General features: G+C 72.1%; 18 protein-coding genes. 8 read left to right on the top strand and 10 right to left on the bottom strand.

The window, feature by feature from the left end; all coding sequences use genetic code 11:
* Positions 1-12 precede the first annotated feature (12 nt).
* From ABD140_RS16975 to ABD140_RS16965, 3 genes are read left to right on the top strand one after another with little or no spacing between them, the layout of a single operon-like run.
* On the top strand, positions 13-930 hold the full coding sequence (locus ABD140_RS16975) for a VOC family protein (RefSeq protein WP_344241805.1): 918 nt from the start codon (positions 13-15) through the stop codon (positions 928-930).
* 43 nt (positions 931-973) lie between these two features.
* Positions 974-1,498 (top strand): cupin domain-containing protein, encoded by a 525-nt coding sequence (locus tag ABD140_RS16970; RefSeq protein ID WP_344241804.1) that lies wholly within the window; start codon positions 974-976, stop codon positions 1,496-1,498.
* The gene (locus ABD140_RS16965) at positions 1,498-2,292 is read left to right on the top strand and encodes an alpha/beta fold hydrolase (protein ID WP_344241803.1); all 795 of its coding nucleotides are present in this window, start codon (positions 1,498-1,500) and stop codon (positions 2,290-2,292) included. The genes ABD140_RS16970 and ABD140_RS16965 overlap by 1 nt, the downstream gene beginning before the upstream one ends.
* A gap of 98 nt (positions 2,293-2,390) precedes the next feature.
* Here the strand turns inward: ABD140_RS16965 and ABD140_RS16960 are convergent, their stop codons facing one another.
* Entirely contained in the window at positions 2,391-3,080 is a 690-nt protein-coding gene (locus tag ABD140_RS16960; RefSeq protein WP_344241802.1) for an IclR family transcriptional regulator, read from the bottom strand.
* Positions 3,059-4,177: an FAD-dependent monooxygenase gene (locus ABD140_RS16955; protein WP_344241801.1), complete on the bottom strand. Its 1,119-nt coding sequence runs from the start codon at positions 4,175-4,177 to the stop codon at positions 3,059-3,061. The genes ABD140_RS16960 and ABD140_RS16955 overlap by 22 nt, the downstream gene beginning before the upstream one ends.
* 192 nt (positions 4,178-4,369) lie before the next feature.
* Here ABD140_RS16955 and ABD140_RS16950 point away from each other — a divergent pair, with 192 nt between their 5' ends.
* From ABD140_RS16950 to ABD140_RS16940, 3 genes are all read left to right on the top strand, one after another.
* A complete protein-coding gene (locus ABD140_RS16950; protein WP_344241800.1) occupies positions 4,370-5,458 on the top strand; it encodes an XdhC family protein in 1,089 nt (362 codons plus the stop codon).
* Positions 5,459-5,687: 229 nt separating this feature from the next.
* Positions 5,688-6,059, top strand: coding sequence for a YciI family protein (locus ABD140_RS16945; RefSeq protein WP_344241799.1), 372 nt, complete (start codon positions 5,688-5,690; stop codon positions 6,057-6,059).
* A complete protein-coding gene (locus tag ABD140_RS16940) occupies positions 6,056-7,276 on the top strand; it encodes an RNA polymerase sigma factor (RefSeq protein ID WP_344241798.1) in 1,221 nt (406 codons plus the stop codon). Before ABD140_RS16945 ends, ABD140_RS16940 begins: the two co-directional genes overlap by 4 nt.
* Here ABD140_RS16940 and ABD140_RS16935 read toward each other — a convergent pair.
* Positions 7,273-7,848, bottom strand: coding sequence for a GNAT family N-acetyltransferase (locus ABD140_RS16935; protein WP_344241797.1), 576 nt, complete (start codon positions 7,846-7,848; stop codon positions 7,273-7,275). The two genes, ABD140_RS16940 and ABD140_RS16935, sit on opposite strands and share 4 nt — an antisense overlap.
* 154 nt (positions 7,849-8,002) lie before the next feature.
* Between ABD140_RS16935 and ABD140_RS16930 the strand changes: the two genes are divergently transcribed.
* Complete coding sequence (locus ABD140_RS16930) at positions 8,003-9,379, top strand: uracil-xanthine permease family protein (protein WP_344241796.1); 1,377 nt, start codon at positions 8,003-8,005, stop codon at positions 9,377-9,379.
* 6 nt (positions 9,380-9,385) lie between these two features.
* Here the strand turns inward: ABD140_RS16930 and ABD140_RS16925 are convergent, their stop codons facing one another.
* The 5 genes from ABD140_RS16925 to ABD140_RS16905 form a co-directional block, all read right to left on the bottom strand.
* Entirely contained in the window at positions 9,386-9,991 is a 606-nt protein-coding gene (locus tag ABD140_RS16925) for an energy-coupling factor transporter transmembrane component T family protein (protein WP_344241795.1), read from the bottom strand.
* Positions 9,988-10,662, bottom strand: coding sequence for an energy-coupling factor ABC transporter ATP-binding protein (locus ABD140_RS16920; protein WP_344241794.1), 675 nt, complete (start codon positions 10,660-10,662; stop codon positions 9,988-9,990). The genes ABD140_RS16925 and ABD140_RS16920 overlap by 4 nt, the downstream gene beginning before the upstream one ends.
* A complete protein-coding gene (locus ABD140_RS16915) occupies positions 10,659-11,222 on the bottom strand; it encodes a biotin transporter BioY (protein ID WP_344241793.1) in 564 nt (187 codons plus the stop codon). The genes ABD140_RS16920 and ABD140_RS16915 overlap by 4 nt, the downstream gene beginning before the upstream one ends.
* 129 nt (positions 11,223-11,351) lie before the next feature.
* Positions 11,352-12,500 (bottom strand): beta propeller repeat protein, encoded by a 1,149-nt coding sequence (locus tag ABD140_RS16910; protein WP_344241792.1) that lies wholly within the window; start codon positions 12,498-12,500, stop codon positions 11,352-11,354.
* A 124-nt stretch (positions 12,501-12,624) separates the two neighbouring features.
* Positions 12,625-13,800 carry a hypothetical protein gene (locus ABD140_RS16905; protein ID WP_344241791.1) on the bottom strand — a complete coding sequence of 392 codons (1,176 nt, stop codon included), beginning with the start codon at positions 13,798-13,800 and terminating at the stop codon, positions 12,625-12,627.
* Between the two features lie 219 nt (positions 13,801-14,019).
* Here ABD140_RS16905 and ABD140_RS16900 point away from each other — a divergent pair, with 219 nt between their 5' ends.
* Positions 14,020-15,198, top strand: a complete 1,179-nt coding sequence (locus ABD140_RS16900; protein ID WP_344241790.1) for a 3-ketosteroid-9-alpha-monooxygenase, oxygenase component — start codon at positions 14,020-14,022, stop codon at positions 15,196-15,198.
* An 85-nt stretch (positions 15,199-15,283) separates the two neighbouring features.
* Here the strand turns inward: ABD140_RS16900 and ABD140_RS16895 are convergent, their stop codons facing one another.
* Together ABD140_RS16895 and ABD140_RS16890 are read right to left on the bottom strand one after the other, a co-directional pair.
* The gene (locus ABD140_RS16895; protein ID WP_344241789.1) at positions 15,284-15,781 is read right to left on the bottom strand and encodes a hypothetical protein; all 498 of its coding nucleotides are present in this window, start codon (positions 15,779-15,781) and stop codon (positions 15,284-15,286) included.
* A gap of 86 nt (positions 15,782-15,867) precedes the next feature.
* Positions 15,868-16,317: a hypothetical protein gene (locus tag ABD140_RS16890; protein WP_344241788.1), complete on the bottom strand. Its 450-nt coding sequence runs from the start codon at positions 16,315-16,317 to the stop codon at positions 15,868-15,870.
* Between the last annotated feature and the right edge of the window lie 32 nt (positions 16,318-16,349).

Below are 16,349 nucleotides of genomic sequence, written 5' to 3'. Positions count from 1 at the left end.
GAGGACACCGCGATGAGCTCCCCCGCACCTCCCCGCCTCCGCGCCCTGCGCCACGTCGCGCTGCGCACCACCGCGCTGGAGGAGTCGGTCGCCTTCTACAGCGGCCCGTGGGGGCTCGAACTGGTGGAGCGCACCCCCGGCGCCGCCTACCTGCGCGCCTCGGGGCCCGAGCACCACGTGCTCGAACTGCACGCGGCGCAGGCCAACGCCCTGGACCACGTCGCGTTCGCGCTGCCCACTCCCGCGGAGGTGGACGCCGCAGCCGCCTGGGCGGAGGCCGAGGGCGCCGTCCTGCTGGACCGGCCCGGCCCCCTCGACCGGCCCGGCGCCGGGTACGGCTTCCGGTTCCTCGACCCCGAGAACCGGGTCCTGGAGATCAGCGCCCTCGTGCACGCCGTCCCCGAACGCCCCCTGGACGTGCCGGTGCCGCGCAAGGTCGCGCACGTCGTGCTCAACACCACCGACATCGACGCCCTCACCGCCTGGTACACCCGCGTCCTGGGGCTGCGCGTCAGCGACTGGTCGGAGCACCAGATGGTGTTCCTGCGGGCCAACGCCGACCACCACGTCGTCGCCTTCAACCAGGCCGAGTGGGCGGCGCCCAACCATGTCGCCTACGAGGTCGGCAGCCTGGACGCCTGGCTGCGCAGCATCGGCCGGCTCAAGGTCGCCGGGCACGAGACCGCCTGGGGCCCCGGCCGGCACGGTCCGGGCGACAACGCCTTCGCCTACTACGTCGACCCGGCCGGGCTCGTCCCGGAGATGACCGCCGAGGTCCTGCAGATCGACGAGGACACCTGGATGCCCCGCGTCTGGCCGCGCATCCCCGAGCTGTCGGACCTGTTCCGCACCGCGGGGCCGCCGTCCCCCGACATCCGCCGGCACATGGGCGGAGTGCCCGACCCCGGCTGGGCGCGCCCGGCCGGGTGAACCCGCCTCCCCTTCGCACCGCACGAACCAGAAAGGCAGCACCATGACCGACACGACGGTCCAGACCGGCACCCCCGAGCTGGAGGCCCTCATCGACAAGTGCCTCGCCAGCAGCGCCACGCGCAACATCGACTGGGACACCCTGAAGTTCCAGACGAAGGCGGGCGAGAAGTTCCGCCGCGCGCAGGTCCGCTACATCGGCTCCGGCGCGACGGGCAATCACGAGGGCGACTCCTCGATCATCCCCTCGGACCACTTCACGTTCTCGAACATGATCCTGCCGTCGGGCTGCGTCGGCCCCGAGCACACCCACCCCGACGTGGAGGAGGCGTTCTTCGTCCTGGAGGGCGAGGTCGAGTTCACCGTCCACGACGTCGAGGACGGCACCAGGACCGCCAGCCGCGTGCTCGGCAAGTACGACCTGCTGTGCGTGCCCGCCGGGGTTCCGCGCAGCCTCAAGACGGTCTCGGCGGAGGACGCCCGCATCTGCGTGATCATCGGCACCCGCAAGCCCGCGCTCCCGTCGTACCCGGCGACGTCGGAGATGCACGGCGTCACCCGCGACTGATGGCCGCGCCCCTCGACGCACGGGCCGTCGCCGCCCTCCTGCACACGCGGGAGGCCGGCGACGGCCCGCTGCTGCTGTGCCTGCACGGGATCGGATCGAGCTCGGCTTCGTTCGCGCCGCAGCTCGCCGCGTTCGCCGACCGCATGCGCGTGGTCGCCTGGGACGCTCCCGGCTACGCCGCCTCACCCGACCTCGCCGCGGCGCCCGGCATGGACGGCTACGCCGACCTCGCGGCCGCGCTCATCACCGCGCGCGGCCACGACGAGGCCGTCGTCCTGGGCATGTCCTTCGGCGGGGTGATCGCGGCCCGGCTCGCCCAGCGGCATCCCGGCCTCGTGCGCGCCCTGGTCCTGGGCGACAGCACCCGCGGCTCGGGTCAGTCCCCGGAGCAGGCCGCGGCGATGCGGGACAGGGCGGCGGAGCTCGCCGAGCAGGGGGCCGAGGCGTTCGCCGCGGTGCGGGCGCGCAGGCTGCTGCGCGCGGACGCCCCCGAGAGGGAGGCCGCCGACGCCGCGGCCGCGATGGCCTCGGCCATCCGGCTTCCCGGCTACGGCCACGCCGCCGACGCGATGGCCGCGACGAACCTCGACGGCACCCTCGCCTCGATCAAGGCACCCGCCCTCGTCCTCTACGGCGAGGCCGACCGGGTCACGGGCGCCCGCGAGAGCGAGGCGATCGCCGCCCGGATCCCCGGCGCCGTCCTCCGGTCCGTCCCCGCGGCGGGCCACCTGGCCAACCAGGAGAACCCCGACGCGTTCAACGCGGCCGTGGCGGCCTTCCTCGACACTCTCTGAACCCGCGAGCGTCCCGGCCTCCCCGGCATACGGCTCCGCGTGGTCCCCCGCCGTGTCGGGGGACCACGCGGAGCATCGGCCTTCTGAGAACCGGCCGGTCAGCCTCGGGCGGCGCCGAGGAGAGCGCCGAGATCGGCGACGGCGGTGATGAGGGCGTCCTCCACTTCGGCGCGCCTGGCGGGGGAGTGGTCCAGGCGGCCGCTGGGGGCGGCGAGGCTGACGGCGGCGACGGGGGCGCCGTCGGGGCGGACCACGGCCGCGGCCACCGAGTCGATGCCGGGCTCGTAGCCCGACCGGCTCCAGAAGACGGGCGCGCGGTCGCCGGCGCGGGCGGCGAGGACGGCGCGCCCGCCGGTGGTCGCGTCGATCGGGACCACGGTTCCCACCGTCACCTGGGAGACCAGGGGCGTGTCCGGGATCGCGCGCAGGAGATAGGTGATGCGGTCGTCTTCGGCGACCACGAGATAGGCCGAGACGCCGAGGGCCGCGCTGAGTCCGTCCAGGGTCCGCTGGCCGAGCGAGGTGAGCTCCTGGCCGGACAGGGCGGCGGCGGACAGGAGGAGGAGCCGCTGGCCGACGCGGTGGCCCGCGCCGGTCCGCTCCAGGACGCCCTCCTCAGTCAGGTCGGCGAGCAGCCGCATGAGGGTGATCCGGTTGAGGCCGGTCGTGCGCGCCAGCTCGGAGAGGTTGGCGGTGCTCCCGCCGCCGGCGACGTGCTCCAGGACCGCGAGCACGCGCGCCGGGGCGGAGGCGGGCAGGTCCCGGGTCACGCGACGGGAACGGTCCACGCGTCGTACCCGTAGACCCAGTCGCCCGTGCCGGACTCCTTGAGCCAGGCGTTGTCCCGCGAGGAGATCTGGATGCGGGCGGTGCGCTCGCGCCGGGCCGCCTCGTAGGCGGCGAAGGCCGAGGGGTGGTCGGCGTGCGCGTCGATCGCCCGCGCGAGGACCACGGCGTCCTCGATCGCCTGGCCCGCGCCCTGCGCCATGAACGGCATCATCGGGTGGCAGGCGTCGCCGAGCAGCGTGACCCGCCCGACGGTCCAGGAGGGCAGCGGGTCGCGCACGTAGAGGGCCGACTTGAGGACCTCGGAGCAGGCCTCCAGCAGGAACCGCGCCTCCGGGTGGAAGCCGGCGTAGAGGTCGCGCAGCTCGGCGACCTCGCCGGGCTGCGTCCAGGACTCCTCGTGCCACCCCTCCTGCGGGATCGTGGCGAAGATGAACAGGTCGCGCCCCCGGTTCAAGGGGAAGGTCACGATCTGCGTGTCGACGTCGGGCCCCCACCACTTGGTGAAGGCGTTGAGGTTCCCGGCCCCGGCGAGCCGCTCGACCGGGACGACGGCGCGGTAGGCGACGACGCCCGTGAACGTCGGCGTCTCCGGTCCGAACAGCGCGGTCCGCACGACCGAGTGGATGCCGTCGGCGCCGATCACCGCGTCGGCACGCGCCTCGCGGCCGTCCGAGAGGCCCAGGACGACGCCGTTGTCGTCCTGGGAGATCTCGGTGACCCGTGCGCCGAGGCGCACGCACTCCTCCGGAAGGGAGGACTCGAGCGCGGTCATGAGGTCCGCGCGGTGCATCGTGAGCTGGGGGGCGCCGTACTGGCGTTCGGCGGTGTCGCCCATCGGCAGGCGGGAGGTCTCCTCGCCGGTGTCGTAGGTGCGGCTGATGCGGTGCGTCGGCCGGGCCGCGGTCTCGCGGAGCGCGTCGCCGACACCGAGCCCGTCGAGGGCGCGTACGGCGTTCGGCGTCAGGTTGATGTCGGCGCCCACCCGCGCGAACTTCGGCGCCTGCTCGTACACCACGACGTCGTGGCCGAGCGAGCGCAGCGCGATCGCGGCGGTCAGCCCGCCGATCCCCGCGCCGCTGATGGCGATTGAGCCCATCGTGTCGTCCTGTTCTCCCGAGAACACTTTGTACAAAGAATTTTAGGTCTAAGATTCCAATGGGCGCAACAGGGGGTTTTGTCCCTTGCGTGATGTGCGGTTTGTACTGAAGTGCACTTGAGTGCGCAGAATGAAGTCCTCCCGGCACCCGACGTCACCGCGCCGGGCATGCCGGTAGAGGGGAGTGGACGCATGCGAGAGATCGCCGAAAGGCTGCGCGCCTGGCACCGGGCCGGGACGCGGTACGCGCTGGCGACCGTCGTCGGCACCGGAGGCAGCGCGCCCCGGAGCCCCGGCGCCGCCATGGCCGTGGCCGAGGACGGCGAGGCGGTGGGCAGCGTGTCCGGCGGATGCGTCGAGGGCGCCGTCTACGACCTGTGCCGACAGGTCATGGAGACCGGCACGGCCGTGCGGGAGAGCTTCGGCTACTCCGACGAGACCGCTTTCGCCGTCGGCCTCACCTGCGGCGGCGTCATCGAGGTGCTGGTGCAGCCCGCGCCGCCCGCGCCGGTGGTGGAGGCGGTCGCCGAAGCACTCGCCTCAGGGCGCCCGGCGGCGGTCGCGCACCTGCTGGACGCCTCGGGCGCCACCCTCGCGGTCGTCCCCGGCGCCCGCCACGGCGGCATGGGCGACCCCGAGGTGGACGCGGTCGTGGCGGCCGAGGCCGAGGCGATGCTGGACGGCGGCGCCACCGGCGTCCGCACGGTCCGCTGCCGTCCCGACCTGGAGGTCTTCATCGCCTCCTACGCCACGCCGCCCCGGCTCCTGATCTTCGGGGCGATCGACTACGCCGCCTCGGTCGCCTCACTGGGCCGCTTCCTCGGCCACCACGTCACCGTCTGCGACGCACGCCCCGTCTTCGCCACCCCCGCCCGCTTCCCCGACGCGCACGAGGTCGTCGTCGACTGGCCGCACCGCTACCTCGCCTCGACCGCCGTGGACTCCCGCACCGCCGTCGTGGTGCTCACCCACGACGTGAAATTCGACATCCCCCTGCTCGAAGTGGCCCTGCGCCTGCCCCTCGGCTACGTCGGCGCCATGGGCTCCCGCCGCACCCACGCCGAACGCCTGGCCCGCCTACGCGAGGCGGGCCTGACCGACACCGAACTCGCCGGGCTCCGCTCCCCGATCGGCCTCGACCTCGGCGCCCGCACCCCCGAGGAGACCGCCGTCTCGATCGCCGCCGAACTCATCGCCGCCCGCCGCGGCGGCACCGCCCTGCCCCTCACCCGCACCGCGGGCCCCATCCACCACGACGCCCCGACCGGGCCCCCGCGCTGAGGGGCTCCAGAACAGAGTGACCGGGTTGCGGTCATCCTCCCACGCTGTTCATCTCTGTGGCGGGCAATGCAGGAGAAGGAAGGCGTCAGGAGAGTGGGCGAGGGCTTCTTGATACCGCGGAGGGAAGAAGTGGGCAGAATTTTCGGCGGAGGGTGTCAAGACGGCGGCGGTGGCTTCGACCAACGGTCGAGGGGTCCGTTCGGGGCCCGTGAACCAGGAGGGGGACGAGATGCGGTTCCTGATCGGCATGCACATCAACCCGGCCGTGCTGGACGCGCTGACCGACGAGGAGAAGGCGGCGATCGGGGAGGGCCACGGCGCGTTCATCGAGGAGCTGAAGGAGTCGGGCGAGCTGATCACCACGCAGGGGCTGACCGACCCGTCGCAGGCCGCCGTGGTCGCGGTGCGCAACGGCCAGCCGGTGGTGACCGACGGCCCCTTCCTGGAGGCGAAGGAGTACCTGGGCGGCTTCTACCTGGTCGACTGCCAGGACAGGGAGCGGGCGGTGGAGCTGGCGGCGCGGATTCCGGACGCCGCGATCGAGGGACTGGGCGTGGAGGTGCGGCAGGTGATGTTCGCCGACGGGAGCCTGGAGGCGTGACGCCCCCGGCCGTCGAGGACCTGCTGCGCGAGCTCGCGCCGCAGGTCCTCGGTGCGCTGGTCCGCCGGTACGGCCGGTTCGAGGAGTGCGAGGACGCCGCGCAGGAGGCGCTCCTCGCCGCCGCCGTGCAGTGGCCGGCCGAGGGTGTGCCGGACCGTCCGCGCGGCTGGCTGGCGGCCGTCGCGTCCCGGCGGCTCATCGACCGGATGCGCAGCGACCAGGCGCGCCGCGAGCGCGAGTCGGCGGCGGCCGCCGAGGCGCCGCCCGAGGTGCCGAACACCGACGACACGCTCGACCTGCTGCTCCTGTGCTGCCACCCGGCGCTGACCCCGGCCTCCCAGACCGCGCTGACGCTGCGGGCGGTCGGCGGCCTGACCACGGCCGAGATCGCCCGCGCGTTCCTGGTGCCGGAGGGCACGATGGCGGTCCGGATCAGCCGGACCAAGCAGCGCATCAGGGCCGCCGGCGGCTCGTTCGACCTGCCGGACGGCGCGGAGCGCGAGCAGCGGCTGCGGGTCGTCCTGCACGTGCTCTACCTGATCTTCAACGAGGGCTACACCGCCTCCTCGGGGCGCCTGCTGCACCGGGCCGACCTCGCGCACGAGGCGATCCGGCTGGCCCGGACGGTGCACGCGCGGCTGTCCGGGGACGGCGAGGCGGCTGGCCTGCTGGCCCTGATGCTGCTGACCCACGCCCGCCGCGGGGCACGGACGACGCCGTCCGGCGAACTGGTGCCGCTGGACGAGCAGGACCGCGTGAACTGGGACCGCGAGCTGATCGACGAGGGCACCGAGCTGGTTAAGAGGGCGTTGGCCGGCCCGGCGCTGGGCCCGTACCTGCTGCAGGCGGCCATCGCCGCCACGCACGCCGACGCGGCCAAGGCCGAGGAGACCGACTGGGCGCAGGTGCACGTCCTCTACCTGATCCTGGAGCGGATCGCGCCCAACCCGATGGTCACCCTCAACCGGGCGATCGCACTCGCCGAGATCGAGGGCCCCCAGGCCGGGCTGGCCCTGCTGGCCGCGCTGGACGGCGACGAGCGGATGGCCACGCACCACCGCCTGCTGTCCGTGCGGGCGCATCTGCTGGAGAAGAACGGCGCGGCGGCCGACGCCTACGCGCACTACCGGCGCGCCGCGAAGGCCACCGCCAGCCTCACCGAGCGGCGCCACCTGGAGTCCAGGGCGGGGCGGTTGAGGGCGCAGGGCCTCGGCTAGGCGGTTCCGGGCGGGCGGCTCATGGAGTACACGGTCGGGCCGTCGGCGATCGGGGTCTCGGCGGTGACGGTGAAACCCGAGCGCCGGTAGAGGCGGACGTTGCGCTCGTCCGAGGTCTCCAGGGCGACGCCGCCGGGCGCGGCGTCCCGATCGGCCAGCGCCAGGCCCGCCGTGATGAGCGCGCTGCCGAGACCGGCGCCCTGGCGGGCGGGGTGGACGCCCAGGGTCGCCAGGCTCCATGAGCGCCGCGGGGGCTCCGGCAGCACCACGGCGGCGAGGGCGGAGAGGCGCGACCCGTGCAGTTCCGCCACCCGCTTCTGCCTTTCCTGCGACATGGCGGGGACGTCCGGCGGGAGGAAGGCGGCGACGGCCCGCACCTCGTCGTCGACGAGAACGACGCCGTTCTCGAGCGCGTGGCTCAGGTAGAGGTGCTGCAGCCGCTCCAGCCGTCCGAGGTAGCCGTCCTCTGGGATCGCCCACCGGGTCCAGGGGTAGTCGTCGAAAGCCGCTGCCAGGACGCGCGCCGCGGCTTCCAGATCCGCGGACGAGGCCTGCCGGACGAGAACGTTCACGGTTTTCGTGCTCCTCGGGTGTCGTGGGGAGCGGTGCGCGTTCCCCGGTCGTCGGTGTGTCCCGCCCGGTCGATCATGCAGGACGGCCGACCCTTATCGTCAAGCGTTCGGTGTTCTGTGCTCTCTTCGAGAGTGCACTAACGGAAAGTGTGAAATGTCAGGTTTTGGGTGGAAGTTGCATGGAGACGGGCGGCATCTGGAGCCGGGTGAGGTCGTCCGGCCGGACGAGCGGCTCACCTGGGTCCGGACGATGGGGCTGGGAGCCCAGCACGTCGTCTCGATGATCGGCGCGTGTTTCGTCGCGCCGGTGCTGATGGGTCTGGACCCGAGCCTGGGCCTCATGGCCTCGGGCGTCGCCACCCTGCTGTTCCTGGTGATCACGCGGGGCCGGGTGCCCAGCTACCTGGGATCGTCGCTGTCGTTCGTCGGGGTCGCGGCCGTCATCGGCAGCCAGGGCGGCGGGCCCGCCGAGATCACCGGCGCGCTGTTCGTGGTGGGGCTCGCCCTGGCCGCGGTCGGCGTCGCGGTGAAGCTCATGGGCGCCGGGATCGTCCACGCCGTGCTCCCGCCGCCGGTCACGGGCGCCGTCGTCATGCTGATCGGCTTCAACCTCGTCCCGGTGGCCGCGGGCACCTACTGGCCGCAGGACCAGTGGACCGCGCTGGCCACGATGCTCTTCACCGGCCTGGCGCTGGTCGTCCTGCGCGGCTTCTGGTCCCGCATCGCGATCTTCCTCGGCCTGGTCTTCGGCTACGCGCTCTCCTGGATCCTCGACCTCACCGCGGGCAAGATCCACTCCGTCGACGCCACCGGCACGGTGACCGACCACTGGCGCCTGGACCTGACCCAGGTCAAGGAGGCCGCCTGGATCGGCCTCCCCGACATGCACGGCCCCGCGTTCAACGCGTCGGCGATCATCGTCGCCCTGCCGGTCCTCATCGCCCTGGTCGCCGAGAACACCGGGCACATCAAGGCCGTCGGCGAGATGACGGGCGACCCGCTGGACGACGAACTGGGCACCGCCATCGCGGCGGACGGCGTGGCCACCATGGTCTCGACGGTCGCCGGCGGCCCGGCCACCACCACCTACGCCGAGAACATCGGCGTCATGGCCGCCACCCGCGTCTACTCGACCGCCGCCTACATGTGCGCGGCGCTCTTCGCCCTGCTCTTCGGCTTCTGCCCGAAGATCGGCGCGTTCGTCGTCGCGATCCCGGGCGGCGTCCTCGGCGGCATCACCGTCATCCTCTACGGCATGATCGGCCTGCTCGGCGCCCAGATCTGGATCCGCAACAAGGTCGACTTCGGCCGCCCCCTCAACCTGATCCCGGCCGCCGCAGGCGTCATCGTCGGCATCGGCGGCGTGAGCCTGAAGTTCACCGACGACTTCGAGCTCAACGGCATCGCCCTGGGCACCCTGCTGGTGCTCACCGGCTACCACGCCCTGCACTGGCTCTCCAAGGCCGCCGGCACCTACCAGCCCCCGCTCCTCGACGCGGGCCTGACGGAGTACGACGACGATCTGAAGTAGCCGGGCTCACGGCCGGTCGTCGACGCCCCGGACGGTCAGGGCCTGGCCCAGCTCGTCGGAATGGCGCAGGGTGCGGATCAGGAACGGCACCACGAGCGCCTTCACGGAGAAGCCCGCGTTCCGGGCGATCGCCGCCTGGCGGACCTCGGCGGCGATCGAGGAGAGGGCGGCGATCGCCTGGAGGGTGAGGCCGACCGTGAGGCCCACGCGGTCCGGCCGGACGCCGAAGCGTCGCAGCGGCCTCATGGCGTTCTCGACGGCGGAGACGACGGCGTCGACCCGCGTGGTGACCGTGAAGAGCTCGGCGGCGGAGAACGCGGCGACCAGGCGAAGGCAGATGGTCAGGGCGGCCGCGGGTCCGAGCAGGAGCCCCTGGATCGTGAAGACGAAGGCCACGAGCAGCGTGAGGGTGACGGCTAGGCGGAGGCAGCGGCGCGGCGTGACCCGCGCCGACGCGTAGCCGAGGGCGATCACCGCGCAGACCCCGCCGAGGAGGAGGGGGGAGTGCAGGGTGAGGACCGTCGCGGCGAGGGCCAGCAGGGCGAGCAGCTTCGCGCCCGCGGGCGCGCGGTGCAGCGGGCTGGTGCCGGGTTCGTACCAGCCGCCGGTCATCCGGCCAGTTCCCGGTAGCGGCGGAGCGCGGGTCCGGGCGCGTCGTCGGCGACGACGCGCCCGGCGTCCAGGACGATGACGCGGTCGAAGCCGGTGAGGAGGTCGAGGTCGTGGGTGACCATGACGACCTGTTGGTCCAGGGTGTGCAGGAGCTCCACGAACCGGCGCTTGTTGCGCAGGTCGAGCAGGGTGGTCGGCTCGTCGCAGACCAGGACGGCCGGCTCCAGGACGAGCATCGAGCACAGGGCGAGGAGCTGCTTCTGGCCGTCGGAGAGGAGGTGGGCGGGATGGTCGGCGTATCCGCCCAGCCCGTGCTCGGCCAGGACCTCGATGGAGCGCTCCGTCCGCTCCCTCTTGGACATGCCGCTGCGGCGCAGGGAGAACGCGACGTCCTCGCCCGCCGTCGGCATCACGATCTGGCTGTCGGGGTTGGCGAACACGAACCCGACCCGCCGCCGTACGGCGCGGCCGTCGCGGGCCGGGTCGAGCCCGTCGACGAGCACGCGGCCCGCCGTCGGCCGGATCAGCCCGTTGACCGTGCGGGCCAGGGTGGACTTGCCGGAGCCGTTGGAGCCCACGAAGGCCACGCGTCTCTCCGGGACGCGGAGGTCGACCCCGGAGAGGACGACCCGGTCCCCGTACCGGTGCCCGACGCCCTCGAACTCGATCATGTGGCGGCGCCCGCCAGCCGGTTCGGCAGGGCGCGGTGGACCGTGGCCGCCACCACGGCGGCGCCCGCCACCTTGACCGCGTCGCCCGGCACGTAGACCAGGGACTGCACGGCCGCCGACCACAGGTCCCCGGTGTACAGGCCGAGGAAGGGCACGCCGACCAGGTAGTCGGCCGCCGCTCCGGCCACGCCGGCCAGCAGCAGCACCGGCAGGCTCCTGCGCTTCAGGCGTGCGACGACGAGCCCGGCGACCAGCGCGGACAGCAGCCAGCCCAGGAGGAAGCCGCCGCCGGGCCCGAAGAACGGGGCGATCCCGCCGCGTCCTCCAGACAGCAGGGGCAGCCCCATGGCGGTCAGCGCCAGGAACAGGGCGGTGGCCGCGGTGCCCCGGCGCGCGCCCAGCAGGCACGCCGCCAGGATCGGCCCGACGTTCTGCAGGACGATGGGGACGCCGGAGCTGCCGGCGTTGATGCCGGGGAAGAGGCCCAGCACCGCGATGAACGCGGCGAAGACGACCGTCGTGGCGAGGTCGGCGGGGGAGAGGGAACGCGAATCTGACAAGCTGCACTTCCACGACTGGGTGATTTCTTCCGGCTCAGGAAATTTACGCGAGCCGGTCGGCCCACCCGCCGCCGCCCTCCCCGCTCGGCCCGGGGCGCGCTGTCCGGACCGAGCGGGTGCATGGGGGCGTCAGGGAGTCGGCGCGTTGGTCGTGACGTGGTCGGTGCCGGTCCACTGGTTGCGGCCGTAGGCGTAGAGGCGGTCGCCGCCGGGGAGCTCGATCATGCGGTAGTCGGCTTCGGGAGCCGAGACGGGGTTCCAGCTGTAGCGGCTGCCGGGGTCGAGGCGGAGCAGCCGTCCCTTGTGCTCGGGCACGTGGCTGGAGCCGGAGGGCATGTAACGGGTGATGCGCTCCACGGCCCAGACCCGGCCGGCGCCGTCCACGGTCACCTGCTTCACCTGGCTGGGGGTGTCCGCGTAGTCGATCCACGCCCCGTCCTTCCAGCGCAGGATCCGGTCGATGCCGCTCTGCGGGTCCACGTGGACCCACAGGCCGTCGGATTCCGAGATCGGCGTCGCCGCATCAGGGTCCTGTGAGCCCTCGGGGTAGGGGACCGTCTGCCAGGTGGTTCCGTCCCAGGTGTGCAGGCCGTCGGTGTCGGCGTACCAGGCGCTGTCGGGGCCGGTGATCTGGGCCTTGGCGGGCCAGTCGCCCGGGAGCTTCTGCCAGGCGGTGCCGTCCCATTTCCACAGGCCGCCGTCCGTCCGGGCCAGGGCGTCGCCCTGGGAGAAGGCGCGGAGTTCACGCACACCGCCGCCGAGCGTCCCGGTGACGGTCCATGCAGAGCCGTCCCAGCGGGAGACGCGGTCGTTCTCGGCGAGCCAGACGCCGCCGGCGTTCGCCTCCAGGATGCTGGAGGTGCCGCCGACCGACGGGGTCGGCGGGGAGACCTTGGTCCACGTGGTTCCGTCCCAGCGGGCCAGGTACCTGGCATAGATCGTGAAACTCGTCGAGTAGGTGCCCGCCACCCATGCCTCGTTCGGGCCGACGACGTCGATGTCGCCGATGTCGTTCGTCTGCAGGGCGGCCACACCCGGCAGGGAGTAGCCCTTCCAGGTCGAGCCGCCGGTCCAGTGGAAGACCTCCGACGCGGTCGAGTATTTCTTCTTCGCGACCTGCCAGACCTCATGAGGGCCGACCGCCTCGGCGTCGCCCAGCCAGCTCATCTGGGTGAAGTAGACGTGCCGCCAGGTGTCCTCGGGACCGGCGTGCGCCGCCGTCGGCACCGCCACGATGGCCGCCACGGCCGCTGCCAGTCCGATGTCGCGTTTTCTCATGCGCCACACGATCCTCGGAAACGCCTGCCCGCTCATCGGACGGGATCATGAATTCGCCCGGGTTCTTGGTGATTCCGCTATGACAGTTCACGGCGTCCTGTACAGCGGGCAGGCGGAGGAGAGGTCAGGGCAGCGGATCGGCGTTGGTCGTGATGTGGCGGGTGCCGGTCCAGCCGTTGCGGCCGTAGGCGTAGAGGCGGTCGCTGCCCGGGAGCTCGATGAGGCGGTAGTCGGCCTCGGGCACCGAGAGGGGCTGCCAGCCGAGGCCGCTGGGGCTGAGGCGGAGCAGCCGGCCCTTGTACTCCGGCGCCTGGCCGCCGGAACCCGTGGGCGTGTAACGCACGATGCGATCCACGGCCCAGACGCGGCCGGCGTCGTCCACGGTCACCTGCTGCACCTGGTCGGGGGTGTCCGCGTAGTCGATCCACGCCCCGTCCTTCCAGCGCAGGATCTGCTCGAGGCCGCTCGGGAGCTTCAGGTGGATCCACAGGCCGTCGGATTCCGAGACCGACCGGACCTCGGCCGGGTCCTGCCGACCGTCGGGGTAGGGAGTGGTGTTCCAGGCGGCGCCGTTCCAGGTGTGCAGGCCGTCGGTGTCGGCGTACCAGGCGCTGTCGGGGCCGGTGATCTGGGCCTTGGCGGGCCAGCCGCCCGGGAGCTTCTGCCAGGTGGTGCCGTCCCATTTCCACAGGCCGCCGTCCGTCCGGGCCAGGGCGTCGCCCTGGGAGAAGGAACGGAGATCCCGCACGGTGCCGTCGAGCGTCCCGGTGACGGTCCATGTGGAGCCGTCCCAGCGGGAGACGCGGTCGTTCACGGCGAGCCAGACGCCGCCGGCGTTCGCCTCCAGGACGCTGGGCGGATCCGGGAGGCCGGAGGGGGTCCCGATCGGGGAGGCGGGCATGGCGATCCTGGTCCATGCGGAGCCGTCCCAGCGGGCCAGGTACTTGGTCCACCGGTAGGGGTTGATGCCAGTCATGACGGAGGTGTGCACCCACGCCTCGTCCGGACCCACGACGTCGACGTCGGTGGCCTCGGTCCCGAGGATGGACGGCAGGTCCGGCAGGGAGTGGCCCTTCCAGGTCGAGCCGCCGGTCCAGTGGAAGAGCGACGGCTGGATCGCGGCCTGTTTGTGCCCGATCTGCCAGACCTCGCGGGGACCGGCCGCCTCGAAGTCGCCCAGCGAGCTCATCGGGGTGAAGTAGACGTGCCGCCAGGCGTCCTCGGGACCGGCGTGCGCCGCCGTCGGCACTCCTACGATCGCCGCCATGACCGCGGCCAGGCCGATGTTGCGTCTTCTCATGCGCCACACGATCCACGGAACTTCCCGCCCGCTCATCGGACGGGAAGACGAATCCGTTCGGGCTCTTGGTGATTCCGTTATGACAGTCGGCCGGGCTCTGTACAGTCGGAGGAGCTGCGCGTTCGTCACGGCATGGCCGATTTCGGACAGGCCGCTCGGCGATCTTCCGTGTATGAGGGGACTGACACGAGTTTTTCCACTCCGACCGGAGGAGTCCGGATGAGCGCACCCCGCATCGAAGGGGACACCGAGGTCCGCGTGATCGAGTCGGCCGCGCCTCCCGCCCGCTACGCGCGGGGGTGGCACTGCCTCGGCCTGATCGGGCATTTCAACGACGGCGAGCCGCACGCGGTGGAGGCGTTCGGCACCAAGCTGGTGGTGTTCGCCGACGGCGGCGGCAAGCTGAACGTTCTCAACGGCTACTGCCCCCACATGGGCGGGGACCTCACCCAGGGCCAGGTGAAGGGCGATGCGGTCGCCTGCCCGTTCCACGACTGGCGCTGGAGCGGCGACGGCCGGTGCGCGGGAATTCCGTACGCGCGGCGCGTGCCGCTACGGGCGCGGACGAAGTCGTGGCCGGTGCTGGAGCGCAACGGCCAGCTCTACGTCTGGCACGATCCACAGGGCAACCCGCCTCCGCCGGAGGTGACGATCCCGGTGATCGAGCAGTACGGCTCTCCGGAGTGGACGTCGTTCACGTGGAACCGGATGCTGATCGAGGGATCGCACTGCCGGGAGATCGTCGACAACGTCGTGGACATGGCCCACTTCTTCTATATCCACTACTCGTTCCCGACGTTCTTCAGGAACGTCTTCGAGGGCCACACCGCCTGGCAGTACATGAACGGCCAGTCCCGCCCCGACGTGGACCTGGGCACCAACTACACCGGCGAGGCGACGCGCAACGAGTCCCAGGCCGCCTACTACGGCCCGTCCTACATGATCAACCCGATGAGGACGATCGGGGGCGGGCTCACGATCGAGACGGTCCTCATCAACTGCCACTACCCCGTGTCGCCGACCAGCTTCATGCTCCAGTGGGGCGTGATGGTGAAGAAGATCGACGGCATGGGCGAGCAGGACGCCGAGCAGTTCGCGCTCGCCTTCGCCTCGGGCGTGGAGACGGGCTTCCTGCAGGACGTGGAGATCTGGCGGAACAAGACCAAGATCGACAATCCGCTGCTCTGCGAGGAGGACGGCCCGGTCTACCAGCTCCGCCGCTGGTACGAGCAGTTCTACGTCGATGTCGAGGACGTCACCCCCGAGATGACCAACCGGTTCGAGTTCGAGATCGACACCGCGCAGGCCCGGGAGTACTGGCGGAAGGAGGTCGAGGAGAACCTGGCCGCCGGCCGCGTCATCGGCGACGTCGACCTCCAGGCCCCGATCCGAGCCTGACCGGGGAGGCCCGGTCCGCACGGCGTGCGGACCGGGCGGGAAAGGAAGGTCTCGCGGACGGGTCGGCGCCCGCGGGACCCGCCGGTCAGCGGCAGGCCAGGCCGGACTTGTGGAGGCGGCCGTTCCATTCGGGGCCGTGGTAGCGGCTGGCCTCGGCGTCGGAGTAGAGGGCGTGGACGCTGATGCACAGGCCCCTGCCCTTCCAGCGGCCGTTGACCTTGACCGGGCCCGCGTAGCGGCGGAAGTTGCCCTGGTCGCGGTCGACGTTGTTCTTCTGGCGGTCCTCGGCCCAGCGGGAGTTCATGATCTCCAGGTACATCGGGACCTTGGCGTTGTAGCGGGCCTTGCCGGGCCGCTTCACCATGACCGCGCAGTTCCAACCGGACTTGGGGTTGTAGTACAGCTTGATGTCGCTGCGGTAGTAGGTCTTCCCCGTCAGCATGTCCTTCAGCGGGACCGGGATGGTCTTCACGAGATTGCCCGCGCATCCGTACCCGCCCGCCTGGGCCGCCGGCGCGACGGCGGCGCTGACGCCGAGCACCGAGGCGGCCGCGGCGAACACCGCGGCAGTGCGTTTGAGCATTGAATCTCCTCTGTTCCTATGGAGTGGGCGATTCTTCCATCAAGATCGCGATCTTGCCAGTGCTCCGGCGCCCCGGATCGCGGAGATCACGTTCCGTCGCCTCGGACGAGGGTGATCTGAGGCTGGCTCACGATGCCCAGATCCAGCGTCAGGATGACGCTGTCGGTGCTCCTGGTGCCGACCAGGGCACGGAGCCTCACCTGGTCGCCGGTGTCCAGATCGCTCTCCCGGCCGTAGCCGAGGAAGCCGCCGAAGGCTCCCGTGAGGCCTTCGCCCGACTGGGCGGTCAGGGAGGGGCGGATCCGGACCGGATTCTCGTGGAGGTTGCGGACGGTGAGGGTGGCGAGCCAGGTCGGCCCCTGATGCCGCCAGCCCTGCGGGGCGTCCTCGTCGGCGGGGACGTGGTGCTCCAGGCCGTGGTAGGTGATCTCCCACGTCTTCCAGAAGCGCCTGGTCCGGCCCAGGGACAGACTGAGCTCGGTATTGTCCACGGCCGGGCCGGTGAGGCCCGCGTTCGGTTCGGCGGAACCCGTCACGACGGACGCCGGGGAGGCCGGGGTCGTGGCGA

The organism is Actinocorallia libanotica, assembly GCF_039525175.1.
Lineage (GTDB): Bacteria > Actinomycetota > Actinomycetes > Streptosporangiales > Streptosporangiaceae > Actinocorallia > Actinocorallia libanotica.
Note: the sequence above shows the minus strand (reverse complement) of the source record. Positions and strands in the feature narration are given on the sequence as shown.